This is a genomic window from Burkholderia sp. KJ006 (genome assembly GCF_000262695.1).
Classification (GTDB): Bacteria; Pseudomonadota; Gammaproteobacteria; order Burkholderiales; family Burkholderiaceae; genus Burkholderia; species Burkholderia vietnamiensis.
The window spans coordinates 969,317-993,730 of the sequence record NC_017920.1 but is presented as its reverse complement, the minus strand read 5'-3'; the positions used below and the strand labels follow the sequence as shown (position 1 = coordinate 993,730).

Annotated in this window: 19 protein-coding genes and 1 other RNA gene; 10 read left to right on the top strand and 10 right to left on the bottom strand. The window is 67.3% G+C overall.

Features of this window, described 5'->3' with window-relative positions; all coding sequences use genetic code 11:
• Positions 1-6 precede the first annotated feature (6 nt).
• From serC to gyrA, 3 genes are all read right to left on the bottom strand, one after another.
• The gene (gene serC, locus MYA_RS04540) at positions 7-1,089 is read right to left on the bottom strand and encodes a 3-phosphoserine/phosphohydroxythreonine transaminase (protein ID WP_014722677.1); all 1,083 of its coding nucleotides are present in this window, start codon (positions 1,087-1,089) and stop codon (positions 7-9) included.
• Positions 1,090-1,263: 174 nt separating this feature from the next.
• Positions 1,264-1,863 carry a DUF2059 domain-containing protein gene (locus tag MYA_RS04535; RefSeq protein WP_011883810.1) on the bottom strand — a complete coding sequence of 200 codons (600 nt, stop codon included), beginning with the start codon at positions 1,861-1,863 and terminating at the stop codon, positions 1,264-1,266.
• Positions 1,864-1,947: 84 nt separating this feature from the next.
• Positions 1,948-4,551, bottom strand: a complete 2,604-nt coding sequence (gyrA, locus tag MYA_RS04530) for a DNA gyrase subunit A (RefSeq protein WP_041493792.1) — start codon at positions 4,549-4,551, stop codon at positions 1,948-1,950.
• Between the two features lie 538 nt (positions 4,552-5,089).
• Here gyrA and ompA point away from each other — a divergent pair.
• The 4 genes from ompA to ssrA all read left to right on the top strand — a co-directional run bounded on the left by ompA (position 5,090) and on the right by ssrA (position 7,727).
• Positions 5,090-5,761, top strand: coding sequence for an outer membrane protein OmpA (gene ompA / locus MYA_RS04525; RefSeq protein ID WP_011883806.1), 672 nt, complete (start codon positions 5,090-5,092; stop codon positions 5,759-5,761).
• 150 nt (positions 5,762-5,911) lie between these two features.
• On the top strand, positions 5,912-6,610 hold the full coding sequence (gene ubiG / locus MYA_RS04520; protein ID WP_011883804.1) for a bifunctional 2-polyprenyl-6-hydroxyphenol methylase/3-demethylubiquinol 3-O-methyltransferase UbiG: 699 nt from the start codon (positions 5,912-5,914) through the stop codon (positions 6,608-6,610).
• A 13-nt stretch (positions 6,611-6,623) separates the two neighbouring features.
• Positions 6,624-7,340: an HAD-IA family hydrolase gene (locus tag MYA_RS04515; protein ID WP_014722675.1), complete on the top strand. Its 717-nt coding sequence runs from the start codon at positions 6,624-6,626 to the stop codon at positions 7,338-7,340.
• Between the two features lie 17 nt (positions 7,341-7,357).
• Positions 7,358-7,727: a transfer-messenger RNA gene (gene ssrA, locus MYA_RS29300) on the top strand.
• A 539-nt stretch (positions 7,728-8,266) separates the two neighbouring features.
• Here the strand turns inward: ssrA and MYA_RS04510 are convergent.
• The 3 genes from MYA_RS04510 to MYA_RS04500 form a co-directional block, all read right to left on the bottom strand.
• Positions 8,267-8,617, bottom strand: coding sequence for a DUF4148 domain-containing protein (locus tag MYA_RS04510; protein WP_011883800.1), 351 nt, complete (start codon positions 8,615-8,617; stop codon positions 8,267-8,269).
• Between the two features lie 277 nt (positions 8,618-8,894).
• Positions 8,895-9,164 carry a hypothetical protein gene (locus tag MYA_RS04505; protein WP_041493791.1) on the bottom strand — a complete coding sequence of 90 codons (270 nt, stop codon included), beginning with the start codon at positions 9,162-9,164 and terminating at the stop codon, positions 8,895-8,897.
• A 101-nt stretch (positions 9,165-9,265) separates the two neighbouring features.
• Positions 9,266-10,369: a substrate-binding domain-containing protein gene (locus MYA_RS04500; protein WP_014722673.1), complete on the bottom strand. Its 1,104-nt coding sequence runs from the start codon at positions 10,367-10,369 to the stop codon at positions 9,266-9,268.
• 131 nt (positions 10,370-10,500) lie between these two features.
• On the opposite strand from MYA_RS04500, the gene MYA_RS04495 reads away from it, so the two are divergent.
• From MYA_RS04495 to MYA_RS04480, 4 genes are read left to right on the top strand one after another with little or no spacing between them, the layout of a single operon-like run.
• Positions 10,501-11,001: an NAD(P)H-dependent oxidoreductase subunit E gene (locus MYA_RS04495; protein ID WP_014722672.1), complete on the top strand. Its 501-nt coding sequence runs from the start codon at positions 10,501-10,503 to the stop codon at positions 10,999-11,001.
• A complete protein-coding gene (locus tag MYA_RS04490) occupies positions 10,998-12,575 on the top strand; it encodes a formate dehydrogenase beta subunit (protein WP_014722671.1) in 1,578 nt (525 codons plus the stop codon). The genes MYA_RS04495 and MYA_RS04490 overlap by 4 nt, the downstream gene beginning before the upstream one ends.
• Positions 12,576-12,592: 17 nt before the next feature.
• Positions 12,593-15,544, top strand: a complete 2,952-nt coding sequence (fdhF, locus tag MYA_RS04485) for a formate dehydrogenase subunit alpha (protein WP_014722670.1) — start codon at positions 12,593-12,595, stop codon at positions 15,542-15,544.
• A gap of 7 nt (positions 15,545-15,551) precedes the next feature.
• Positions 15,552-15,803, top strand: coding sequence for a formate dehydrogenase subunit delta (locus MYA_RS04480; protein WP_011883789.1), 252 nt, complete (start codon positions 15,552-15,554; stop codon positions 15,801-15,803).
• A 64-nt stretch (positions 15,804-15,867) separates the two neighbouring features.
• On the opposite strand, the gene MYA_RS04475 is transcribed toward MYA_RS04480, so the two are convergent.
• A complete protein-coding gene (locus MYA_RS04475) occupies positions 15,868-17,535 on the bottom strand; it encodes an FAD-dependent monooxygenase (RefSeq protein WP_014722669.1) in 1,668 nt (555 codons plus the stop codon).
• Positions 17,536-17,665: 130 nt separating this feature from the next.
• Between MYA_RS04475 and MYA_RS04470 the strand changes: the two genes are divergently transcribed.
• Positions 17,666-19,504 carry a tetratricopeptide repeat protein gene (locus tag MYA_RS04470; protein ID WP_014722667.1) on the top strand — a complete coding sequence of 613 codons (1,839 nt, stop codon included), beginning with the start codon at positions 17,666-17,668 and terminating at the stop codon, positions 19,502-19,504.
• A 72-nt stretch (positions 19,505-19,576) separates the two neighbouring features.
• Here the strand turns inward: MYA_RS04470 and MYA_RS04465 are convergent, their stop codons facing one another.
• On the bottom strand, positions 19,577-20,872 hold the full coding sequence (locus MYA_RS04465; protein WP_011883785.1) for an MFS transporter: 1,296 nt from the start codon (positions 20,870-20,872) through the stop codon (positions 19,577-19,579).
• A 414-nt stretch (positions 20,873-21,286) separates the two neighbouring features.
• On the opposite strand from MYA_RS04465, the gene MYA_RS04460 reads away from it, so the two are divergent.
• On the top strand, positions 21,287-22,138 hold the full coding sequence (locus MYA_RS04460; protein ID WP_014722666.1) for a hypothetical protein: 852 nt from the start codon (positions 21,287-21,289) through the stop codon (positions 22,136-22,138).
• 79 nt (positions 22,139-22,217) lie between these two features.
• Here MYA_RS04460 and MYA_RS04455 read toward each other — a convergent pair whose 3' ends face one another.
• Positions 22,218-22,925: a DUF2968 domain-containing protein gene (locus tag MYA_RS04455; protein WP_041493789.1), complete on the bottom strand. Its 708-nt coding sequence runs from the start codon at positions 22,923-22,925 to the stop codon at positions 22,218-22,220.
• Between the two features lie 113 nt (positions 22,926-23,038).
• Complete coding sequence (locus MYA_RS04450; protein ID WP_011883779.1) at positions 23,039-24,229, bottom strand: gamma-glutamyl-gamma-aminobutyrate hydrolase; 1,191 nt, start codon at positions 24,227-24,229, stop codon at positions 23,039-23,041.
• Between the last annotated feature and the right edge of the window lie 185 nt (positions 24,230-24,414).

The following is a 24,414-nucleotide window of genomic DNA, read 5'->3' as shown; positions in this document are numbered from 1 at the left end:
GCGCCGTCAGGCGTCGCGCCGTTCGAAGTCCTTCATGTACTCGACGAGCGCCTTCACGCCCTCGAGCGGCACCGCGTTGTAGATCGACGCCCGCATGCCGCCGACGGACTTGTGGCCCTTCAGCTGCAGCAGCCCGCGCGCCTTTGCGCCGGCGAGGAAGTCTTCATTGCGCGTTTCGTCGGCCAGGAAAAACGGCACGTTCATCCGCGAACGCACCGCCGGCTCGACCTTGTTCAGATAGAAGCCGCTCGCGTCGATCGTGTCGTAGAGCAGCTTCGCCTTCTCGATGTTGCGGGCCTCGATTGCCGCGAGGCCGCCCTGCCGCTTCAGCCACTGGAACACGAGGCCCGCGATGTAGATCGCGTAGGTGGGCGGCGTGTTGTACAGCGAGTTGTTCTCGGCGACGGTCTTCCATTCGAATGCCGACGGGCAGATCGACAGCGCGCGGTCGAGCAGATCCTCGCGAACGATCACGACGGTCACGCCGGCCATCCCGATGTTCTTCTGCGCGCCGCCGAACAGCACGCCGTACTTCGCGACGTCCATCGGACGCGACAGGATGTGCGACGACACGTCGGCCACGAGCGGCACGTCGCCGAGGTCGGGAATCTCGAACGTCTCGACGCCGTCGATCGTCTCGTTGGTGCACAGATGCACGTAGGCCGGATCGTCCGACAGCTGCCATTCGGCGCGCGCGGGGGCGCGCGTGAAACCGTCGGCCGTCTTGCCCGAGGCCGCCAGATGCGGCGTGCAGTACTTCTTGGCTTCGTTGAACGACTTCTGCGACCACGAACCGGTGACGACGAAGTCGGCGCTCTTGCGCGAACCGAGCAGGTTCATCGGCACGATCGCGTTCTCGGCGATGCCGCCGCCCTGCAGGAACAGGATCCGGTGGCTGGCCGGCACGTCGAGCAGATCGCGCAGGTCGGCCAGCGCGGTTTCGTGGATCGACATGAATTCCTTGCCGCGATGGCTCATCTCCATCACGCTCATGCCGCTGCCGTGCCAGTCGAGCATTTCGTCGGCGGCTTGCCGCAGCACTTCCTCGGGGAGCGCCGCTGGGCCGGCGGAGAAATTAAAGACGCGCATCGTGAATAACCTCGGGACGGACGCGGACCGGCTTGCGGCCGGCTCGCTGCCGGCAGAAAGACCGCGCCACAAAAAGGAATGGCCGTTTGCGCTCGCGCGCAAACGGCCATTATCGCACTGTCATCAGGCTCCCGCCAAACCCGACCGGACGGCCGGGCGGCGCGCCCGGACCGCTTACTTGCCCGGCTTGACCGCGGCGACTTCCTTGTCAGCCTGCGTGCGCGTTGCCTGGATCGCTTGCGGCATGTACTTCTGCATCAGGCCGTTGACGACGTCGCGGCCAACCTGATCCTGAACCTGGATGAACTTGCGGCCCGTCGGGCTCTTGTAGAACGTCGTCAGATCCTTGATCTCCGACGTGCTGTAGTACTTCGCGTACGCGTCGTACTGAGCCGACATCGCATCGTTCTGGAACTGCTGCGTGCCGAACACCTTGCCCGCGCCGTCGACCAGCTTCGGCACTGCGTTCTTTTGCAGCGTCGGCACGGCGGCCTGCTTCTGCTTGTCGTTCAGCGTCTTGTTTTCCGACAGCGCGTCCGACAGGATCGCCGGAACGAGTTGCTTCGCTTGCATCTCGGCGCTGTTGCCGATTGCCGACACGAGCTTCGGCGCGTCGATCGCGTCGAGCAGATCCTTGATCGCCGCCTTCTTGTCGGCGTCGATCGGCGCAGCTGCCGCGGTCGCAGCCGGTGCGGAATTCGACAGCGCTTGCGCCATCGCGAACGTCGGCACCAGTGCAGCCAGCAGAACCAGTTGCTTGAATTGCTTTTGCATCATCACTCCCTTGTGGAAATATGAATGGTTGCTCGCCAACCGCGGCGCTTCACGCCCGCGGCGGCTCGAGTCTCATCCCGTTGTTCAGGCTTCGCCGTCCGACGCCTCGTCGACTTCGCCCTCACCCTCTTCGGCTTCAGCGATCTGCTGCAGGCCGGAGAGCTTCGTGCCCTCATCAAGACTGATGAGTGTAACACCTTGCGTAGCCCGTCCCATCTCGCGGATCTCGGACACACGGGTGCGGATCAATACGCCGGCAGTCGTGATCAGCATGATCTGATCTTCGGCGTCGACGAGCGTCGCGGCGACCACCTTGCCGTTGCGCTCGGACGTCTGGATCGCGATCATCCCCTTCGTGCCGCGGCCGTGACGCGTGTACTCGGTGATCGGGGTGCGCTTGCCGTAGCCGTTCTCGGTCGCGGTGAGCACCGTCTGCTCCTCGCTGCCCGCGACCAGCATCGCGATGACCTGCTGGCCGTCCTCGAGCTGCATGCCGCGCACGCCGCGCGCTTCGCGGCCCATCGGACGCACGTCGTTCTCGTCGAAGCGCACGGCCTTGCCGGCATCGGAGAACAGCATCACGTCGTGGGCGCCGTCGGTGATCGACGCGCCGATCAGGAAATCGCCGTCATCGAGACCGACCGCGATGATGCCCTTCTTCATCGGGCGGCTGAATGCTTCCAGCGGCGTCTTCTTCACGGTGCCGAGCGACGTCGCCATGAACACGAACTTGTCGGCCGAGAATTCCTTGACCGGCAGCACCACGTTGATCTTCTCGCCTTCCTGCAGCGGGAACATGTTGACGATCGGGCGGCCGCGCGAGTTGCGCGAGCCCTGCGGCACTTCATACACCTTGACCCAGTACACGCGGCCGCGGTTCGAGAAGCACAGGATGTAATCGTGCGTGTTCGCGATGAACAGCGTCTCGATCCAGTCGTCTTCCTTCATCTGCGTCGCCTGCTTGCCGCGGCCGCCGCGCTTCTGCGCGCGGTACTCGGACAGCGGCTGCGACTTCACGTAGCCCGCATGCGACATCGTGACGACCATGTCCTGCGGCGTGATCAGGTCTTCGGTGTTCAGCTCGGTCGCGTTCAGCTCGATCTTCGAGCGGCGCGCGTCGCCGAACTCGGCCTTCACCGACGTCAGCTCCTCGCCGATCATCGTCGTGATCCGCTCCGGGCGCGCGAGGATGTCCAGCAGGTCGGCGATCTGCGCCATCACTTCGCGGTACTCGCCGATGATCTTGTCCTGCTCGAGACCGGTCAGGCGTTGCAGGCGCATCTGCAGGATTTCCTGCGCCTGCGTGTCGGACAGGCGGTACAGCCCGTCGCCCTGCATCCCGAACGCCGGGTTCAGCCCTTCCGGACGATACGCGGCGCGACCGCCGGCCGCGGCGTTCTCCGTCTCGGCGCGCGCGAGCATCTCGCGCACGAGCGACGAATCCCACGACCGCTCCATCAGCCCCTGCTTCGCGATCGGCGGCGTCGGCGCGGCCTTGATGATCTCGATGAATTCGTCGATGTTGGCGAGCGCGACTGCGAGACCTTCGAGCACGTGGCCGCGTTCGCGAGCCTTGCGCAGTTCGTAGATCGTGCGGCGCGTCAGCACTTCGCGTCGGTGCGACAGGAAGCACTGCAGGATTTCCTTCAGGTTCAGCAGCTTCGGCTGGCCGTCGACGAGCGCGACCATGTTCATGCCGAACGTGTCCTGCAGCTGCGTCGCCTTGTACAGGTTGTTCAGCACGACCTCGGGCACTTCGCCGCGCTTCAGTTCGATCACGACACGCATGCCGCTCTTGTCGGACTCGTCGCGGATGTCCGAGATGCCTTCGAGCTTCTTCTCGTTGACGAGCTCGGCGATACGCTCGAGCAGCGAGCGCTTGTTCACCTGGTACGGGAGCTCGTCGACGATGATCGCCATCCGCTGGCCACGGTCGATCTCCTCGAAGTGCGTGGCCGCGCGCATCACGACGCGGCCGCGCCCGGTGCGATAGCCGTCGCGTACGCCGGCCACGCCGTAGATGATGCCGGCCGTCGGGAAGTCGGGCGCCGGGATGATCTCGATCAGCTCGTCGATCGTCGCTTCCGGGTTGTTCAGCAGATGCTGGCACGCGTCGACGACTTCGTTCAGGTTGTGCGGCGGAATGTTGGTCGCCATGCCGACCGCGATGCCCGACGAGCCGTTGATCAGCAGGTTCGGAATGCGCGACGGCAGGACCGACGGCTGCGTTTCGTTGCCGTCGTAGTTCGGCTCGAAGTCGACCGTTTCCTTGTCGATGTCGGCCAGCAGCTCATGCCCGATCTTCGCCATGCGAATTTCGGTGTAACGCATCGCCGCGGCGTTGTCGCCGTCGATCGAGCCGAAGTTGCCCTGCCCGTCGATCAGCATGTAGCGCAGCGAGAAGTCCTGCGCCATCCGCACGATCGTGTCGTACACCGCCGTATCGCCGTGCGGGTGGTACTTACCGATCACGTCACCGACGATACGCGCCGACTTCTTGTACGCGCGGTTCCAGTCGTTGTTCAGTTCGTGCATCGCGAACAGTACGCGCCGGTGCACGGGCTTCAGGCCATCGCGGACATCCGGGAGGGCACGTCCGACGATCACGCTCATCGCGTAATCGAGATACGAACGGCGCATTTCCTCCTCTAGGGAGGTGGGCAGGGTCTCTTTGGCGAATTGATCCATGTATCCGTATCGTTTCGGAGCGAAGACGGCGAACGCCTTTCGCGTGGGCGCTGCATGCGCAACGCAACGCGAGATTCTAACATGCGCCCATCCGCAGCCAATTCGCGCCCCCCCAACTATATGTAAACAGCAAAAATCGGAGCTGCGGTGCGATGCCCGCCCCGGCCGCCATCGCGCCCTCCTTTGGTGCGCGGGCGAGTCCTGCGACGTGGCGTCGCGGCAGCGGGTAAACATAGGCGTCGTTTCCCGCAATTTCCCCGCTCCACTCTTGACAATTTCTTAAAGTTGCGGCAGGCGAGTGTTGCGCATGCACCACAAAGTGGGGGTGATCTTGGGGTGGGGAGGATTTTTTTTCGTAGGAAGGGAACGATATGGCAAAATGCCAACGCACTGAAAGTTAGACGCTGCTCGAAGTCTACACAGAGCGGTGCCGCGTTTTTTGTGCCGCACCAATGTTATACTTCGAGCAATGTATGACTTGTCACCGTCAACAGGCTCGCAGTAAACCTGCGGTAATCTCAATTTCGAGAGGAGAAATATGAATAAACTTTCAAAGCTCGCGTTCATTGCAGCTACCGCAGTTATGGCTGCATCCGCTTCGGCACAGTCGGTGCCGGCGTCGCGTCAAGCCGTCAACGACAACTGGGTGAACGGTACGGGCGAATGGGTGTGGATGAACGGCACGAACGAGCTCTGCTGGCGTGACGCGTTCTGGACGCCGGCCACCGCCAACGCAAAGTGCGATGGCGCACTGGTCGCCCAGGCACCGCAACCGCCGGTCGCTCCGGCTGCTGCACCGGCAATTTCGAGCCAGAAGATCACGTACCAAGCCGACGCGCTGTTCGACTTCGACAAGGCAACGCTCAAGCCGCTGGGCAAGCAGAAGCTGGACGAACTGGCATCGAAGATCGAGGGCATGAACACGGAAGTGGTCGTCGCCACCGGCTACACGGACCGCATCGGTTCGGACAAGTACAACGACCGTCTGTCGCTGCGCCGTGCGCAAGCAGTCAAGTCGTACCTGGTCAGCAAGGGCATCCCGGCCAACAAGATCTACACGGAAGGCAAGGGCAAGCGCAATCCGGTTACGACGGGCTGCAACCAGAAGAACCGCAAGCAACTGATCGCCTGCCTCGCACCGGACCGCCGCGTGGAAGTCGAAGTGGTCGGTACGCAGCAAGTGCAGAAGACGACCGTTCCGGCGCAGTAAGCCGCGGTTTCGACTGCTCCAAAGCCCCGCTCCGGCGGGGCTTTTTCATTGATGCCCGTCCAGGCGCTTGCTGGCCTCGTTGTCCGCGCGCTTATATACTTGCGGCTGACGTACCGACGCACCGCCCTCCTTCCGTACCCGTTTGCCGACATGACCAACGCCGATCCGCACGAACTCCAGAAATTCAGCGACCTCGCCCATCGGTGGTGGGATCCGAACGCCGAATTCAAGCCCTTGCACGACCTGAACCCGGTCCGGCTCGGCTGGATCGACTCGCATGCGCATCTGGCCGGCAAGCGCGCGCTCGATATCGGTTGCGGCGGCGGCATCCTGTCCGAATCGATGGCGGGGCTCGGCGCGCAGGTCAAAGGCATCGACCTGTCGAACGAAGCGCTCGGCGTCGCCGATCTGCACAGCCTCGAAAGCGGCATCACCGTCGATTACGAGGCGATCGCCGCCGAAGCGATCGCCGAGCGCGAGCCCGGCAGCTACGACGTCGTCACCTGCATGGAAATGCTCGAGCACGTGCCGTCGCCGGCCGGCGTCGTCTCTGCCTGCGCGAAGCTCGTGAAGCCCGGCGGCTGGGTGTTCTTCTCGACGCTGAACCGCAACCTCAAGTCGTACCTGTTCGCGGTGATCGGCGCCGAGTACATCGCGCAGATGCTGCCGAAGGGCACGCACGACTACGCGCGCTTCATCCGCCCGTCGGAACTGGCCGGTTTCGTGCGCGCGACCGATCTGCACATCGTCGAGCTCAAGGGCATCACCTATCACCCGATCGGCAAGCGCTTTGCGCTGTCGAACGACACCGACATCAACTATCTCGTCGCGTGCCGCCGCGGCGCGTAATCCTCGACCCGGCATGACGACCTCCCTTTCGACCGAGCGCACGACGCTCGACGCACCGCGGCTGACGCAGTGCGACGCCGTGCTGTTCGATCTCGACGGCACGCTCGCCGATACGGCGCCCGATCTCGCCGCCGCCGTCCACAAGATGCAGCGCGTGCGCGGCCTGCCCGAGACGCCGCTCGACGTGCTGCGGCCGCTCGCGTCGGCCGGCGCCCGCGGCCTGCTCGGCGGCGCGTTCGGCATCGATCCGCAGACACCCGGCTACGACGCGATGCGCGACGAGTTCCTCGCCAACTATGCGACGGACATCTGCGTGCACACCGCGCTGTTTCCGGGGATCGGCGACGTGCTGGACGAACTGGACGCGCGCCGCGTGCGCTGGGGCATCGTCACCAACAAGGTGATGCGCCTCACCGCACCGCTCGCCGACCTGCTCGGCCTCGCGGCACGCGCGGCCTGCATCGTCGGAGGCGACACGACGCCGCACTCGAAGCCCCATCCGGCCCCGCTGCTGCACGCAGCCGCACAACTGACGCTCGCGCCCGAGCGGATCGTCTATGTCGGCGACGACCTGCGCGACATCCAGGCCGGCACCGCGGCCGGCATGGCGACGATCGCAGCCGCGTACGGCTACTGCGGCGACGGCGCTGCGCCGGCCGACTGGCAGGCGCAGCATCTCGTCGACACGACGCTGCAACTGCGCGAACTGCTGCGCGATGTTGGGCTATAATGGTCGATCTTATCCGCGGGGGCGACCTGGTTTCGACAGGGGTTGTGAAGCGGCTAGGGCATGTCGAGGACCCGTCACCTCGTTAATCAATGGGAAAAACGTAACTGCAAACGACGATACGTTCGCACTGGCAGCCTAACGGCCGCCGTCCTCTGCCTAGTTCACTGACGGGCTAGTGTCGCAAGACCGGTAGCAATACCGACAGAGGTCATATACGTCAGTTAAGCCTTGGCGGCGTCGCGACGTCCGGGTCGAAAACTTAGCGAATCGCCGTAGTGCAGCGTGTTCGTCCGCGTCGCTGCGGTTAAATCAAATGACTGAACTAAACATGTAGAACTAGTCGTGGAGCGCTTCTGGACGCGGGTTCGATTCCCGCCGCCTCCACCAAATACACGGCAACGCAGTTCGGCGCGTTGCCAGGAAAAACCCGCGACAGCGTCACGCTTCGCGGGTTTTTTATTGCCGTTCGGCTGGTCCGAGCGCCCACAATCACACGTGCGGAGCGAAATTTCGCCGCGCGGCGATTTCCGTGTCGTGCCCCTGTCCTGCCGGATGTGTCTCGAACTCTTCCAATGCGGGAAGGCGCTCTGCCCGATCGCGGCCCGCGTTGAAACACAGCTGCCCTAGTACAGCCAGCCCGCAGCGCCCCGCAAACTTCCCGTACAGACGAACAAAACCCCGCACGACACGCGTCTGCGGGGTTGCTTGTTGCCAACGAACGATACGTCACGCGCCATTTGAAAAAGCGCCCAGCCCCGGACGGGCCGGGCAGAATACCGCCGGTACGCCGGCGGCAGGAGGTGACGGACGTCCGCAGCCGCTCGCGCGGCGATCGACCGCGCCGAACGGCGTCCGCCCGACCGCGCGGGCCGGGAGCACGACACCTCGTCGCTCCCGGCCCGCGCTTTCGTCGGGCAGTGCGCAGCTTAGCTGCCGCGATACAGCGACTTCATTTCTTCAACGCTGGCCGGACGCACGCCGATCGCGCGCGAACCCGATGCCGACGCACCCTGCACTTGCGCACCGTAGCCGCTCGCATCGGCGCCTTGCGCCTGCGCGACTGCGCGCTGCTGCTCGGCGACGCGGGCGGTCGCAGCCTGGATCGCTTCCGGATAATGCGGATCTTCGCCGCGGGCGGTGTTGTAACCGGCCTGCTGCAGTTGCACCAGTTCCGCACGAACCTGGGCGCGGGTGAGTGCCGAGCCGGACTGAGCGAACGACACGACCGGGGCGACGAGAGCGGCAGCAACGACAACAGCTTGAACGAGCGACTTCATGATGACCTACCTCCGTATTTGTCTGATCTTGCGATGAACACCCGTTCATCGCCGACAAATGGAAGTGTATGTAGGCAACTGCTTAAGAATAAGGCAGGTTTCTGGAAGACATTCTTTCAGGATTACGGGTTAACCCTATAGTCCACCGGTGCACTGGCACCGTCCGAGTGCGCCGGATAAACGCGAGCCCCGCGAAGCGGCAGGCTTCGCGGGGCTCGGCAGACCGGCACGCTGCGCGGCGATTGTGCTTACGCGCGCTGCGATCGGGAAGCGGTGGTTACTGCGTATCCATCGGGCACTTCAGGTTGCAGCCGTTCGGATCGCCGATGTCGCCCTTGCGACGCAATGCAGACTTCTTGCCGCTCTGATATTTCTGCGACGGCGCCGACGCCGCGAACGGCATCTGCGGATGCTCGTTCAGGCGGAACTGATCGCTCAGAATCCCGCCGGGCACGCCCGGGGAGTTCTGCGCGAACGCAAACGGCGTGGCGGCGACCAGAAGCCCCGCGGTCAACGCTGCCGCGGAGAGAGGAACGGAAAGTTTCATGGCGGGATGACGCCTGAACGGCGTGCTTGTTGGAACGTTGATCAAGCGGCAAGCGTAGCGCAAATCCCCTGCTGCTGCAGCGCGCGCCGCACGCGCGTGCATTACCTTCCGTTGCCGCCCGGCACGGTGGCAGCGTCCCCGTCGAGCCCCGCCGCAACGCCGATCAGCGTGCCGCATGCTGCTGGATCGTAGCCGTCGAGATGCGCGACGCGCTCGACGAACGCCGGATCGCGCAGCAACGCGAGCACGTCGGCGAGCGGCCGCGACGCCAGCCGCGCGCGCTCGCATGCGAAGTAGTAATCCTCGTCGACGACCGGAATGAAATCGAGCCCGAAGTGATGGGCGGCCGGCTCGACGCCGAAGCCGAGATCCGCCATCCCGCTCGCGACGAACGCCGCGATCGCCGAGTGCGTGAGCTCGGCGGACGCATAGCCGTCGATCCGCTCCGGATCGACGCCGATCGAGCGCAGCGCGAGATCGAGCAGCATTCGCGTACCGGACCCCGGCTGCCGATTGACGAAGCGGATATCGTTGCGCGCCAGATCGGCCAGCCCGCGCACCTGCTTCGGGTTGCCGCGCGGCACGAACAATCCTTGCTGACGGCGCGTCAGATGAATCAGCACATGGCGCGTGTCGTCGAGCCACGGCCGGTAGATCTGCGCGCATTGTTCGCGAAACGCGCCACGCGGCAGATGAAAGCCGGCCAGCTCGCATTCGCCGCGTGCAAGCGCGCGGACGGCCTCGACGCTCTCGCGGTACTTGATGTCGACGGCCGCGTGCGCATCGACCAGCGCGGCCACCAGCGCCGCGACCGCATAGCCGTGCGACGCGTGGATGCGCACCGCACCGTCGCGCTGCGCGAGCCGGCGGTTCAGGTCGCTCGCCACCTCGGCGGCGAGCGACCGCAGATTCCCGTCGAGGCGCGTGTGCGCGAGGCGCTGCGCGTCGACGACGGCCCGCCCCAGTTCCGACAACGTCGAGCCCTTGCCGCGCGCCGTCTCGATCAGCTCGCCGCCGATGCACGCCTCGAGCGCGCGCAGCATGCCCCACGCGTGCCGGTAGGACAGCCCTTTCGCCTGCGCCGCCTGCGCGATGCTGCCCGTCTCGGCCACCAGCTCGAGCAATGGCGCGACGTCCGACAGGCTCGCCGAACGGCCCGCCGTGTCGCGCACGGTCAAATACGCGTCGCATTCGATTCGAATCATTTATGTACTCCGATTTCCTATTGCGGCCACGAAATCTTCCGCTTATCGTTGTTGTAAATCAATCAGAACGAAGTCGCGGTGTGCGTTATATGAATTACCGGCACATATGAGACTTTGGAGGAGCACAAGCGATGTCCCCGAATTCCCCTGCGCCCGACGCGCTGGTCGAGCGTCACGCGCGCGCCGGCCGCTCGCTCGTCGCGATCCTGCATGCGATCCAGGACGATGCGGGCTACGTGCCGGCCGGCTGCGTCGCGCCGCTGGCGAAGGCGCTCAACCTGTCGCGTGCCGAAGTGCATGGCGTGCTCACCTACTATCACCACTTCCGCACCGCGCCGCCCGCCCGCGTGACGATCCAGATGTGCCGCGCCGAAGCGTGCCGCAGCATGGGTTGCGAAGCGCTGGCCGAGCATGCGCAGGCGCGCACCGGTTGCCGGTTCGACGCGGCGCACGGCGATGCTGCCGACGCACACGCGCCGCCCGACGTCGCCCTCGAATCGGTGTACTGCCTGGGGCTGTGCGCGCAATCGCCGTCGATGACGATCAACGGCGTGCTGCACGCGAAGGTCACGCCGGAGAAATTCGACGCGCTGCTCGCGCAGGCCGCCGCCCACACGCCGGAGGCCGCATGACGACCCGCATCTACGTGCCGCGCGATTCGTCCGCGCTCGCACTCGGCGCCGACGCGCTGGCCGCCGCGATCGTCGCGCACGCGCAGCAGCGCGGCATCGACATCGAACTGATTCGCAACGGCTCGCGCGGCTTGCTGTGGCTCGAGCCGCTGGTCGAAGTCGGCACGCCTGCCGGACGCGTCGGCTACGCGAACCTGTCGGCGACCGACGTGCCCGCGCTGTTCAATGCGAACTGGCTCGACGGCGGCGCGCATCCGAGCGGCGTCGGCCTCGTCGACGCACTGCCGTATCTCGCGCGCCAGCAGCGGCTCACGTTCGCCCGCATCGGTCTGACCGATCCGCTGTCGATCGACGACTACCTCGCGCACGACGGCCTCGCCGGCTTGAAGAACGCGCTCGCGATGGATGGCGATGCCGCGTGCGACACGCTGATCGAATCGGGGCTGCGCGGCCGCGGCGGCGCGGCCTTTCCGGCCGGCATCAAGTGGCGCACCGTCCGGCAGGCGGCCGCGACGCAGAAGTACATCGTCTGCAACGCGGACGAAGGCGACTCGGGCACGTTCTCCGATCGTCTGATCATGGAAAGCGACCCGTATTGCCTGATCGAAGGGATGATCATCGCCGGCATCGCGACGGGCGCGACGCTCGGCTACATCTACGTGCGCAGCGAGTACCCGCACGCGATCGCGACGCTCGAAACAGCGCTCGAGCGCGCCCGCGAAGCCGGCTGGCTCGGTGTGCACGTGCTCGGCTCCGCGCACGCGTTCGACCTGCACGTCGCGAAAGGCGCCGGCTCGTACGTGTGCGGCGAGGAAACGGCACTGCTCGAATCGCTCGAAGGCAAGCGCGGCGTGGTGCGCGCGAAGCCGCCGCTGCCCGCGCTCGCCGGTCTGTACGGCAAGCCGACCGTGATCAACAACGTCATCACGCTCGCCACCGCGCCGGTGATCTTCGCGCGCGGCGCGGCGTTCTATCGCGACTACGGAATGGGCCGCTCGCGCGGCACGCTGCCGTTCCAGCTCGCGGGCAACATCCGTCACGGCGGCCTCGTCGAGCTGGCGTTCGGCGTCACGCTGCGCGAGCTGCTGTTCGATTACGGCGGCGGCACGGCGAGCGGCCGGCCGGCGCGCGCCGCGCAGGTCGGCGGCCCGCTCGGCACCTACCTGCCCGAGCATCAGTGGGACGTGCCGCTCGACTACGAGGCGTACGCGGCGATCGGCGCGGTCGTCGGTCACGGTGGCATCGTGCTGCACGACGACACGTCGAATCTCGCGGAACTCGCCGAGTACGCGATGAAGTTCTGCGCGATCGAATCGTGCGGCAAGTGCACGCCGTGCCGGATCGGCTCGACGCGCGGCGTGGAGACGATCGCGCGGATCCGCAACGGCGATACGTCCGAACGGCAGATCACACTGCTGCGCGACCTCTGCGACACGATGCTCGCAGGCTCGCTGTGCGCGATGGGCGGGATGACGCCGTATCCGGTGCTGTCCGCGCTCGACCATTTCCCCGAAGATTTCGGGCTCGCCGCCGGCCAGCCGGCCGCGTCGGGTCCGGTCAAGGCTGCGGCCTGACCCAGAAGGAGCCCTGCATGTCCCTCGACACTCAGAACGTCCGCCAAGGCGGCTGCGGCTCGGGCCAATGCGCGTGCAAGAGCGCCGCAGCGGCGCGCGCGCGCGATCCGTTCGACGAAACCGACTATGGCACGCCGCAACGCCATGCCGACACCGACGTCACGCTCGAAATCGACGGTCAGGCGGTCACGGTGCCGGCCGGCACGTCGGTGATGCGCGCCGCGATCGAAGCCGGCGTCAACGTACCGAAGCTGTGCGCGACCGATTCGCTCGAGCCGTTCGGCTCGTGCCGGCTGTGCCTGGTGGAGATCGAAGGCCGGCGCGGCTATCCGGCGTCGTGCACGACGCCCGCCGAGGCCGGGATGAAGGTACGCACGCAATCGGACCGGCTGCAGAAGCTGCGCCGCAACGTGATGGAGCTGTACATCTCCGACCATCCGCTCGACTGCCTCACCTGCCCGGCCAACGGCGACTGCGAACTGCAGGACATGGCGGGCGTCGTCGGGCTGCGCGAAGTGCGTTACGGCTTCGACGGCGCGAATCACCTGCGCGACCAGAAGGACGAGTCGAATCCGTACTTCACGTACGACCCGTCGAAGTGCATCGTCTGCAACCGCTGCGTGCGCGCCTGCGAGGAGACGCAGGGCACGTTCGCGCTGACGATCGCCGCACGCGGCTTCGAGTCGCGCGTCGCCGCCGGCGCAAGCGAATCGTTCATGGCGTCGGAATGCGTGTCGTGCGGCGCGTGCGTCGCAGCGTGCCCGACCGCTACGCTGCAGGAGAAAAGCGTCGTGCAGCTCGGCCAGGCCGAACACTCGGTGGTCACCACCTGCGCATACTGCGGCGTCGGCTGCTCGTTCAAGGCGGAGATGAAGGGCACGCAGGTCGTGCGGATGACGCCGCACAAGAACGGCCTCGCGAACGAAGGCCATGCATGCGTGAAGGGCCGCTTCGCGTGGGGCTATGCGACGCACAAGGACCGCATCACGAAGCCGATGATCCGCGAGAAGATCACCGACCCGTGGCGCGAAGTCAGCTGGGAAGAGGCGCTCACCTACGCGGCGACGCAATTCCGCAAGCTGCAGCAGAAGTACGGCCGCGATTCGATCGGCGGCATCACGTCGTCGCGCTGCACGAACGAGGAAACCTACCTCGTGCAGAAGCTGGTGCGCGCGGCGTTCGGCAACAACAACGTCGACACCTGCGCGCGCGTGTGCCATTCGCCGACCGGCTATGGCCTGAAGACGACGCTCGGCGAATCGGCCGGCACGCAGACCTTCGCATCGATCGGCCAAGCCGACGTGATCGTCGTGATGGGCGCCAATCCGACCGACGGCCATCCGGTGTTCGGCTCGCGGCTGAAGCGGCGCGTGCGCGAAGGCGCAAAGCTGATCGTGATCGACCCGCGCCGCATCGACGTGGTCGACGGCCCGCACGTGAAGGCGACGCACCACCTGCAGCTGCGCCCCGGCACGAACGTCGCGATGATCAATGCGCTCGCGCACGTGATCGTCACCGAAGGGCTGGTCGCGGACGCGTTCGTCGCCGAGCGCTGCGACACGCGCGCGTTCGAGCAATGGCGCGACTTCGTGTCGCGCGCGGAGAACTCGCCGGAGGCGACCGCCGAAGTGACCGGCGTGCCGGCCGAACAGGTGCGCGAAGCCGCGCGCCTTTATGCCACCGGCGGCAACGCGGCGATCTACTACGGTCTCGGCGTGACCGAACATGCGCAAGGCTCGACGACGGTGATGGGCATTGCGAACCTCGCGATGGCGACCGGCAACATCGGCCGCGAAGGCGTGGGCGTCAATCCGCTGCGCGGCCAGAACAACGTGCAGGGCTCGTGCGACATGGGCTCGTTTCCGCACGAGCTGCCCGGTTACCGCCACATCGGCGACGCGAGCGTGCGCAGCCAGTTCGAGTACGCATGGTCGGCCACGCTGCAGCCGGAACCGGGGCTGCGCATTCCGAACATGTTCGACGCGGCGCTCGACGGCAGCTTCAAGGGGCTCTATTGCCAGGGCGAGGACATCGTCCAGTCGGACCCGAACACGCAGCACGTCGCGGCCGCGCTGTCGGCGATGGAATGCATCGTCGTGCAGGACATCTTCCTGAACGAGACGGCCAAATACGCGCACGTGCTGCTGCCGGGCTCGACGTTCCTCGAGAAGGACGGCACGTTCACGAACGCGGAGCGGCGCATCTCGCGCGTGCGCAAGGTGATGCCGCCGCTCGCCGGCTACGCGGACTGGGAAGTGACGCTGATGCTGTCGCAGGCGCTCGGCTACGACATGCACTACACGCACCCGTCGGAAATCATGGACGAGATCGCGCGGCTCACGCCGACTTTCTCCGGCGTGTCGTACGAGAAGCTCGACGCGCTCGGCAGCATCCAGTGGCCTTGCAACGACGAGGCGCCGGAAGGCACGCCGACGATGCACATCGACACCTTCGTGCGCGGCAAGGGCCGCTTCGTGATCACGCAGTTCATCCCGACGCCGGAGAAGGTCACGCAGCGCTATCCGCTGATCCTGACTACCGGGCGCATCCTGTCGCAATACAACGTCGGCGCGCAGACGCGCCGGACCGAGAACGTGCAGTGGCACGAAGAGGACCGCCTCGAGATCCATCCGCACGACGCGGAGGACCGCGGGATCCACAGCGGCGACTGGGTCGGCATCGAGTCGCGTGCGGGCCAGACGGTGCTACGTGCGCTCGTGTCCGATCGCATGCAGCCGGGTGTGGTCTACACGACGTTCCACTTCCCCGAATCGGGCGCGAACGTGATCACGACCGACAGCTCCGACTGGGCGACGAACTGCCCGGAATACAAGGTCACAGCCGTGCAGGTGATGCCGGTTGCGCAGCCGTCCGACTGGCAACGCTCGTACGCACGCTTCAACTCGGAGCAGCTCGAGCTGCTCGAGCGCCGCGCCAGCGCGCCGGGCGTTGCGACGACGGGCAAGTGAGAACGCCATGGACCACGCACACCTGATCGAGATGGCGAACCAGATCGGCGCCTTTTTCGAGTCGATGCCCGATCGTGACGAAGCGCTGACCGGGATCGCCGACCATATCCGGCGCTTCTGGGAACCGCGGATGCGCCGCGCGCTACTCGCCGCGCTCGACGATCCGTCGAGCGAAGCCGGACGCCGCGCCGCGCCGATCGTGCGCGACGCGATCGCCGCGCATCGCGCGTCGCTCGTGCCGGCAGACGTTCACGCGTGACGGACGCGTGACGCGCCCGTTACGCAACCATGACGCGCGTTTGACGCAGGTCTGACGCGCGTCGCTACGCGGGCTGCGGCATGCCCGCGAACCAGCTTTCGCAATGGCGCAGCAGCGCGTTCGCGTCGGTGGCGGTGCGCCCGCGCGCCGCGATGTAGCCGTCGGGGCGCAGCAGATAGAACGACGGCCGCGAGCGACCGTACGCGTGCGCAAGCGCGTCCGCGCCGTCGGCTTCGGCATCGGCGATGCGCCACGCACGCACGGCGCCCGGCATGATCCGCTCCAATCCCTGCGCGAGCGCCTGTGCATCCGCCGACGGCGGCCGCACTGCGCCGGCGTCGACGTCGACATCTGCCATGTCCATACCGGGCGGCTCCTCGAGCAACAGCAGCGTGAAGCTAGCCGGATCGTGCAGGTCGTAGAGCCGCGCGGTCCCCGGCGCGCGGCCGAGCGGCCCGTCGATCACATGCACGAGCGCATCGGGCGCACGCTCGCCCGCCCGCGGCCCGCCGTCGAGCACGCGCTCGAGCGTGAGCGGGCTTTTCCGGTACTGGACGCCCAGCTCGCTGAACGAGCGGCGCACCGCGTCGCGCACCGGCCCGAACGACGCGAGCAGCGGCACGACGTGATCGCGCAGCAGCTTGACCGCGCCGTGGTCGGCTTCGACCATCTGCGTGATGAAACCGGTCTGCCGCAACACGTCGCGCTCGATCGGATGGCGCTCCGCGTGATAGGTGTCGAGCAGCCGCTCGGGCGTGCCGGCGGCGAGCACGCGCGCGAGCTTCCAGCCGAGATTGAACGCTTCCTGCATCCCCGTATTCATCCCCTGCGCACCGGCCGGGCTGTGAATGTGCGCGGCATCGCCCGCGAAAAACACGCGGCCGTGGCGTAGCCGCTCGACCATCCTGCTGTGCAGATGAAAGTACGACGACCACGTGAGGTCGCTCGGCGCGATCGATATACCCATCCGCGCGCGCACGATCGCGTCGCACTCGTCGAGCGACGGTGCCGGTGCGTCGGGCGACGGGTCGCCGCCGGGCGGGCGATCGGCCACGAGCCGGTAGCGGCCGCCGCCCATCGGGAACAGGCCGGCAATGCCGTCGGGCGTCGTAAACAGGTGGATCTCTTCGTCGGACCAGTCGGGAATCGCGGCGAAATCGGCGAGCAGGAACGTCTGCTCGAACGCACGCCCCGCGAAGCCCACGCGCAGCAGACGCCGCACCGTGCTGTGGGCGCCGTCGGCGGCGATCAGGTAGGACGGCGCGCAGCGCGCTTCGCGGCCGTCGGCGCCGCGCAGCGTCACGTCGAGCGACGTGCCGTCCGCCTCGCACGCGACGAGCGTGACGCCGCGCTCGACCGTCACGCCGAAGCCGGCGAGATGCTCGGTGAGCAAGCGCTCGGTGACGCTCTGGTCGAGCAGCAGCAGGTACGGATAGCTCGTGTGCAGCGGATCGAAATCGAGCCGTGCGATCACGCGGCCATCGGCATGCAGCGCGGCCGCATGCACGCGGTGGCCGAGCGCGAGGAATGGTTCGACCGCGCGATGCTGCTCGAGCAGCTCGAGCGTGCGCGCCTGGATGCCGATCGCGCGGGAATGCGCGGCGGGCACCGCGAGGCGGTCGATGATGCGCACCGGCACGCGGGCACGCGCGAGGCTCATCGCCGCGGCGAGGCCGGTGGGACCCGCGCCGACGATCAGCACGGGTGGAATATCGAGCAGTGTGTCAGCCATGAGACCCTCGATGACACGCGACCCTGCCAGTCTACGCCGCTCCGCGTGACGGGGCCATATGCCGATCGGCCGATCTGGGGCCGCCATGCGCAGTGTGGGAAAATACGCGCTTTCCGTCAGTTCTAGCGTCATGGATTCCGCATTCGACCGAGCGTATGCCGCGCACCGCGCGGGCCGCCTCGCCGAGGCCGAGCACGGCTATCGCGCCGCGCTCGCCACCAATCCCGCCGATGCCGACGCGCTCCATCTGTTTGGCGTGCTGCGGCATCAGCAGGGGCAGCATGCCGAAGCGGCCGACCTCGTCGGCCGCGCCGTCGAGTTGCGCCCGGGCGACGCCGCGCTGCAGCTCAACCTCGGCAACGCGCTGAAGGCGCTCGGCCGGCTCGACGAGGCGATCGACCGCTTTCGCAACGCGCTGACGCTCGCGCCCGAATTTCCGCTCGCGCACTACAACCTCGGCAATGCGTATGCGGCGCTGCAGCGCCACGAGGATGCGGTCGACGCGTTCGGCCGCGCGCTGCGGCTCACGCCCGACGACGCCTCGATCCACAACAATCTCGGCAACGCGCTGAATGCGCTCGGCCGGCACGACGACGCGCTCGCCGCATTCCATCGCGCACTCGAGCTGCGCCCCGGACACGCCGGCGCGCACAACAATCTCGCGATGGCGCTGAACGCGATGGGGCGCGCAAACGACGCGATCGCGCACTTCCAGGCCGCGCTCGCCGCCGAGCCGCGCTTCGTGGCCGCGCATTTCAACCTCGGCAACACGTTCGAAGCGCTCGGCCGCCATGCCGAGGCCGCCGCCGCATTCGAAGCGGCCCTCGCGCTGCACCCGCCGTTTCCGCTCGCCCTCTTCGGGCTCGCGAACGCACTGAGCGCGCAGGGCCGCCACCGCGACGCGCTGCCCTGTTACGAGCGCGCGGTCGGCCTCGATCCGTCGTTCAGCCTCGCGTGGCTGAACCTCGGCAACGCGCATCACGCGCTCGGCGCGCACGAGATGGCGCTGCGCGCGTTCGACCAGGCGCTGCGCGTCGCGCCTGACCTCACGCTCGCACGGCTGCACCGCGCCGTCACGCTGCTTACGCTCGGCGACTTCACGCGCGGGCTGCCCGCCTACGAAGCGCGTCACGACACGCCCGGCGCAACGCCGCTCGGCACGCTGCCGCGCTGGCAAGGCGAGCCGATCGCGTCGCGTACGCTGCTGATTCGCGCCGAGCAGGGTTTCGGCGACACGCTGCAGTTCGTCCGCTTCGTACCGCTCGCCCGCGCGCGCTGCGCGCGCGTCGTGCTCGAAGTGCAGCGCGAGCTCGTCGCGCTGCTCGCCCCTGCCGCCGCGCGCTGGCGCGTCACGCTGGTCGCGCAGGACACCACGAAAACGCCCGCTGCGGACCTCGGATGCACGCTGATGAGCTTGCCGTTCCTGCTCGGCCTGCAACCGGGCGACATCGCCGCGGGCGCGCGCTATCTCGACGCGCCGGACAGCGCGCGCCGGCGCTTTCGCGGCTCGCTCGGCGGGCAGTCGAGGCGCAAGTTCGGGCTCGCATGGTCCGGGCGCCGACAGGCGCAGGAAAACCGCTCGATGCCGTTCGATGCGCTCGCGCCGCTGCTCGCGCTGCCCGACATCGACTGGATCGTGCTGCAGCCCGCCCTGGACGCCGACGAGCGCGCGCGCGTCGACGCGCATCCGCGCGTGCATCACCTCGACGGCCGGCTGAACGACTTCGGCGATACGGCCGCGTTGATCGAGCGGCTCGACGGCGTCGTCACGATCGACACGGCCGTCGCCCATCTCGCGGGCGCGCTCGGCAAGCCGCTGTGGGTGATGCTGCCGTTCGCGGCCGACTGGCGCTGGTTCACCGGCGACGACTGTCCGTGGTACGCGCATGCACGGCTCGTCCGCCAGCCTGCGCCGGGGCAATGGCTCGACGTCGCGGCGAAAGTCGCCGACGCGCTACGCGCGGCCTGACGGCCGAGGCTCACAGAAAAAACGGAGCGGCGAGGCGCTCCGTTGTTCGTTCGGCGTGTCACACGCGAGGCATCAGGCCGCCTTGTACTGGTTGCGCGCCTCCGGCGTGCGGTACAGCACGAGCGTCGCGATCAGCCCGCAAATCGCGGCGACGCTCAACCACAGGCCCGGCGCGGCCTTGTTGCCGGTCTCGTGGATCAGCAGCGTCGAGATCGCCGGCGTGAAGCCGCCGATCGTCGTCGCGAGGCTGTATGCGAGCGAGAAGCCGGCGGTACGCACGTCGGCCGGCATCACTTCGGTGAGCGCGACGACCATCGCGCCGTTGTACGAGCCGTACAGGAACGACAGCCACAGCTCGACCGCGAGCAGCCGCAGGAACGACGGTTCCCCCACGAGCCACTGCACGGCCGGATAGGCCGACAGCAGCGTGAGCACCGTGAACGCGATCAGCACCGGGCGGCGGCCGATGCGGTCCGACAGCGCGCCCGACAACGGCAGCCACACGAGATTGGACAGGCCGACGCACACGGTCACGACGAGCGCATCGAGCGACGACAGGTGCAGCACTTCCTTGCCGAAGGTCGGCGTGTACGCGGTGATCATGTAGAACGACACCGTCGTCATGATCACCATCCCCATCCCGGCGATCACGACGCCCCAGTTCTCGAGCATCGAGCGCATGATCTCCCCCATCGTCGGACGATGATGCTTGGCGAGGAATTCGTCGGTTTCCTTCAGCGAGCGCCGGATCAGGAACAGGAACGGCACGATCAGGCAGCCGATCAGAAACGGAATACGCCAGCCCCATGCCGTCATCTGGTCGGCGGGCAGCATACGGTTCAGCAGCACGCCGACGAACGCGGCGAACACGACCGCCACCTGCTGGCTACCCGATTGCCACGACGTATAGAAGCCCTTGTGCCCCTTCGTCGCGATCTCCGACAGATAGACCGACACGCCGCCGAGCTCGACGCCCGCCGAAAAACCCTGCAGCAACCGGCCGAGCAGCACGAGCGCCGGCGCGAGCACGCCGATCGTCGCGTAGCCGGGGACCGCGGCCACCGTCAGCGTGCCGAGCGCCATCAGCCCCAGCGTCAGGATCAGCCCCTTGCGGCGGCCGTGATGGTCGATGTATGCGCCGAGCACGATCGCGCCGACGGGCCGCATCAGAAAGCCCGCGCCGAACACCGACAGCGACAGCATCAGCGATGCGAACGCGTTGCCGCTCGGGAAGTACGTTTTGGCGATGGCCGACGCGTAATAGCCGTAGACCATGAAGTCGTACATTTCGAGGAAGTTGCCGCTGACGACGCGGAATACGGTGCGGACCTTCGATTCCGTCGCGACGGCAGGCGTGGTGGTGGACATGTTTTTCTCTCGACTCGAATGGGGCGGCGTTCGCGCCGTGGCGATGCAGCGATGTGGCAAGGCCGCGATGGGCGACGCACCGGCCCGGCGCGCACGGACGTCGCCGGCGTGGTCTGAAAATAATGCCATGCGAAGCCGACAATTGCCTTGTGCCCGCAGTGCCCGCGGTGCCGGCCGTGCGGCGTGCGTCGCTGCGTACGGGTCGTACCAGACGGGGCGGTCGGCACGCCAAAATCAGATCGGTCTGATCGACCGATCGCGATCGGCTCACCACAATGTCAGGATTTGCGCGGCGATCCGCGCCCGGTCCGGCGCGGTGGTCGCTTCGCACTGCGTATCCGTCCATGATCCAGCCGCCCGCCGTTCCCGTCGAAGGCAAACTCGCCCTCCCCCCGCGTCGCGCCGCTCGGCGGCGTGCCGTCGTTCGGCCGCGAATGGACGTTCCGTCCCGCGTCCGGCGCCGGACGCCGCACGCGCTGCGTCGCCACGCTGACGACCTCATGCGTCGACATCGACGCGCCGCATCGCGCGTGCCGCTGGCTACCGCTGACCGTTGAGCCGCCGTCTGTCGCTCCCACCGCCGATCGGTCCATCGTTCGTACTGCCGGACGCCCGCGCGATCGGCGGGCGTTACACGCCGCGTGCTGGAGCATCGGCGCGCTCGGCATCATCGGCGCGTTGATCGCCACGCATGAACCGTTCCCGCGTTTCGCGCCGGAGCCCGCACGTGAGCACGCCGCCGTCATGCAGCCCCACGCCGCGCCAGCGGCGGCTGCCGTGCGCGTCGCGACGACCGAGCCGATCGCGCCGAATGCCTCGGTCGTCGTCCCGGCTCATCCGCGCGCCGCAGCGCAGCCCGTGCCGACATCATCGGAAGCAGCGCGCCGCGCGCGCGCCGCGGCCACCGCGCCCGCACCATCGCCGCTCGCGTCGGTCGCGGCAGCGGACACGCCGCCGCATCGATCGAACATCGTGCGCACGCTATCTGCGCGACGCTACGCGTCGGCCACTACGCGACCTGCGGCCGCATGGCCGATCACAGGCCGCACGTCGCAGACGGCATCGCTCGACCACCCGCACCGCTTGCCCCATCCCGACGCATCGCACGATGCAGCCGACGATCTGCTCACGCTGATCGCGCTGGCCGATGCGTTGCAGGCGGAACTCCCCGCGCGTCGGGCCACGATGCCCACCACCGGTTTCGACTGGACCGCCCGGTTGTCGCACCGCCGCCTGACCGACGCACCCGACCGGTACACCCGCTGACTGACCCGCAAACAAAAAACCCGGCGAAGCATGCTTCGCCGGGTTTCGTTCGTACGTCGATCCACGGACCGGCGCGTCGTCACTTGTGCGCGGGCAACCCCGTCTCGGCCTGACGCTCGAGTTGCCGCACCTCCTCCTGCAGATCGCGCAACTGCAACTGCGCCGCGCGCTTCTCCACCTGCAGCGCCTGCGCCTGTTCGCGTGCCGAGCGTTGCCGCTGCGCGACCTCTGCCTGCTGGCTGCGCGCGATGCTCAGATCGGCCTGCAGTTGCTGCGCGCGATTCGCCTGCAGTGCGATCACGCGTTCGAGGAACACCTTCTGCGCCTGCAGTTCGGTGCGGCGCAGTTCGACGTCCGCGAGCTGCACCGTCTGCTGGACGAAGTTCTCGTACACCATCTGCGCGCGGCTCTTGTCCTGCGACTTGATCACGCGCCACAGCTGCTTGTCCTGAAACAGCGCGACGTAATAGGTCATCTCGCGCGAATCGAACATCAGGCTCGCGCCATAGCTGCCGTTGTAGGTCGTGCGCATCTCGACCATTCGCCCGTCGTGCAGCAATTGCGTGAGTTCGGCGACGTTGCCTTGCGCGGTCGCATCGGCCGCCGCCGTGGGCGACGTGGCCGGTCCGGCGGAGGCCGCGTCGCCGCTCAGGCTCGTCACCGCCGGGCGCGTGCCGGCGACGGGCGCGCTCGCATCGTCGGACCACGCCGCACCGGCGTACGCGCAAGCGGCGATTGCAACGACCCACGTGGCGCAACGCGCAGGGGAAAAATCTCGAGAGGCCAACGTCAGACTCCGGCGAACGAATCGGGACTCGCGATTATCGTGCAAAACCGGACGGCCGCATCTCGAATTGGTCGTCCCGCGGCCGGCTTGCTGCCGGCCATCCCGACGCGGGCTTACAGGCGGGTATCGCGTGCGGCGCGCAGGAACGCGTCGAGCAGCGGCGTGCAGTCGAGCAGCTCGGCGCCGCCCGCGCGATGAAACTCCGGATGCCACTGCACGCCGACGACGAACGGCGCGCGGCGATAGCGGATGCCCTCGATGATGCCGTCGCCGGCCGACACGGCCTCGATGCTCAGGTCGCGGCCGAGATCGCGGATCGCCTGATGGTGGATCGAATTGACGATCGCCTCGCTGCGCCCGGGAAACATGCTCGCGAGCGTCGACGAATCGGGAAAGCGGATCGCGTGCCGATGCTGGTCGTAATGCTCGCTCACGTGCGCGTTCGCGGTCGGCACGTCGCTGGCGATGTCCTGATACAGCGACCCGCCGAACGCCACGTTGATCAGCTGGCAGCCGCGGCATACGCCGAGCACCGGCTTGCCGGACTCGACGAACTCGTGGAACAGCTCGAGCTCGTACATGTCGCGCACGCGGTCGCCCGGCCATTCGGGGCGCGCATCGGACGCCGCGTAGGTTTGCGGCGACACGTCGGCGCCGCCTTGCAGCAGCAGGCCGTCGAGATGCTTCGCGTAGTCGCGCAGGCGGATGTTGCTCGGGTGCAGCATGCCCTGATGCCCGACGGTCGGAATCATGAACACCAGCACGTCGCGCGACATCACCCAATGCGCGATCGATTCCTCGAGATACTGCAGCGTCTTGCCGCGCAGCCCCTTGGCGCCCGGCTCGGGATGGAAGATCCGCGCAGACACGCCGATGCGCAGCGTGCGCTGCGTGATGCGCTGGCCGGCGCGGTCGAACAGCCGCCGCGCGCGCGCCGCGATGATCCGGCCGACCACCGACCACGGCGTGTCGCTTTGTTTCAGGTACGCGGGCGGCGCGTTCTGCGCGCTCGCGGGCGGCGGCCGCGGCGTGTCGAAATCCGGCTGCGCGCCGAAACCGGGCGGCGCCGCGCCGGGCTTCGGCGGCGCCGCTTCGCCAGCGGCACCCGGCGTGCCGGCGGCACCCGGCTCGGACGCAGCCGTCACGGGCGAGGCGCCGTCGTCGGCAACGTCGTGGGCGGCAGCGGCCTGGGCAGCGGGAGCGGCGGGAACATCGGCTGCTCGCGGCGGCTCGGAACGGCGGGAATCGGGGGAAGCGGAAAAGGTGCCGGGCAGACCGGCCGGGGAAGGCGTGGTTTCGCTCATGACGATGGTCTGGTACGTCGCTCGCGCGTATTGGATTGACGAGGATTCATTATGCGTCAGCGTACGATCGCGCGGTAAACCAGCAACATCCTGTCGATACTGTTGCAAGTCGTCGCATTCCGCGCAGAACCCGCGAAGCGCCCGCCTTCGCCACCGTCCCGGCACGGTGGACAGCAGTGATATAT

What these genes read in the sequence shown, in the direction of transcription:
- serC (WP_014722677.1), bottom strand. Translation starts at nt 1,089, where the DNA reads ATGCGCGTCTTTAATTTCTCCGCCGGCCCAGCGGCGCTCCCCGAGGAA.
- MYA_RS04535 (WP_011883810.1), bottom strand. Translation starts at nt 1,863, where the DNA reads ATGCAAAAGCAATTCAAGCAACTGGTTCTGCTGGCTGCACTGGTGCCG.
- gyrA (WP_041493792.1), bottom strand. Translation starts at nt 4,551, where the DNA reads ATGGATCAATTCGCCAAAGAGACCCTGCCCACCTCCCTAGAGGAGGAA.
- ompA (WP_011883806.1), top strand. Translation starts at nt 5,090, where the DNA reads ATGAATAAACTTTCAAAGCTCGCGTTCATTGCAGCTACCGCAGTTATG.
- ubiG (WP_011883804.1), top strand. Translation starts at nt 5,912, where the DNA reads ATGACCAACGCCGATCCGCACGAACTCCAGAAATTCAGCGACCTCGCC.
- MYA_RS04515 (WP_014722675.1), top strand. Translation starts at nt 6,624, where the DNA reads ATGACGACCTCCCTTTCGACCGAGCGCACGACGCTCGACGCACCGCGG.
- MYA_RS04510 (WP_011883800.1), bottom strand. Translation starts at nt 8,617, where the DNA reads ATGAAGTCGCTCGTTCAAGCTGTTGTCGTTGCTGCCGCTCTCGTCGCC.
- MYA_RS04505 (WP_041493791.1), bottom strand. Translation starts at nt 9,164, where the DNA reads ATGAAACTTTCCGTTCCTCTCTCCGCGGCAGCGTTGACCGCGGGGCTT.
- MYA_RS04500 (WP_014722673.1), bottom strand. Translation starts at nt 10,369, where the DNA reads ATGATTCGAATCGAATGCGACGCGTATTTGACCGTGCGCGACACGGCG.
- MYA_RS04495 (WP_014722672.1), top strand. Translation starts at nt 10,501, where the DNA reads ATGTCCCCGAATTCCCCTGCGCCCGACGCGCTGGTCGAGCGTCACGCG.
- MYA_RS04490 (WP_014722671.1), top strand. Translation starts at nt 10,998, where the DNA reads ATGACGACCCGCATCTACGTGCCGCGCGATTCGTCCGCGCTCGCACTC.
- fdhF (WP_014722670.1), top strand. Translation starts at nt 12,593, where the DNA reads ATGTCCCTCGACACTCAGAACGTCCGCCAAGGCGGCTGCGGCTCGGGC.
- MYA_RS04480 (WP_011883789.1), top strand. Translation starts at nt 15,552, where the DNA reads ATGGACCACGCACACCTGATCGAGATGGCGAACCAGATCGGCGCCTTT.
- MYA_RS04475 (WP_014722669.1), bottom strand. Translation starts at nt 17,535, where the DNA reads ATGGCTGACACACTGCTCGATATTCCACCCGTGCTGATCGTCGGCGCG.
- MYA_RS04470 (WP_014722667.1), top strand. Translation starts at nt 17,666, where the DNA reads ATGGATTCCGCATTCGACCGAGCGTATGCCGCGCACCGCGCGGGCCGC.
- MYA_RS04465 (WP_011883785.1), bottom strand. Translation starts at nt 20,872, where the DNA reads ATGTCCACCACCACGCCTGCCGTCGCGACGGAATCGAAGGTCCGCACC.
- MYA_RS04450 (WP_011883779.1), bottom strand. Translation starts at nt 24,229, where the DNA reads ATGAGCGAAACCACGCCTTCCCCGGCCGGTCTGCCCGGCACCTTTTCC.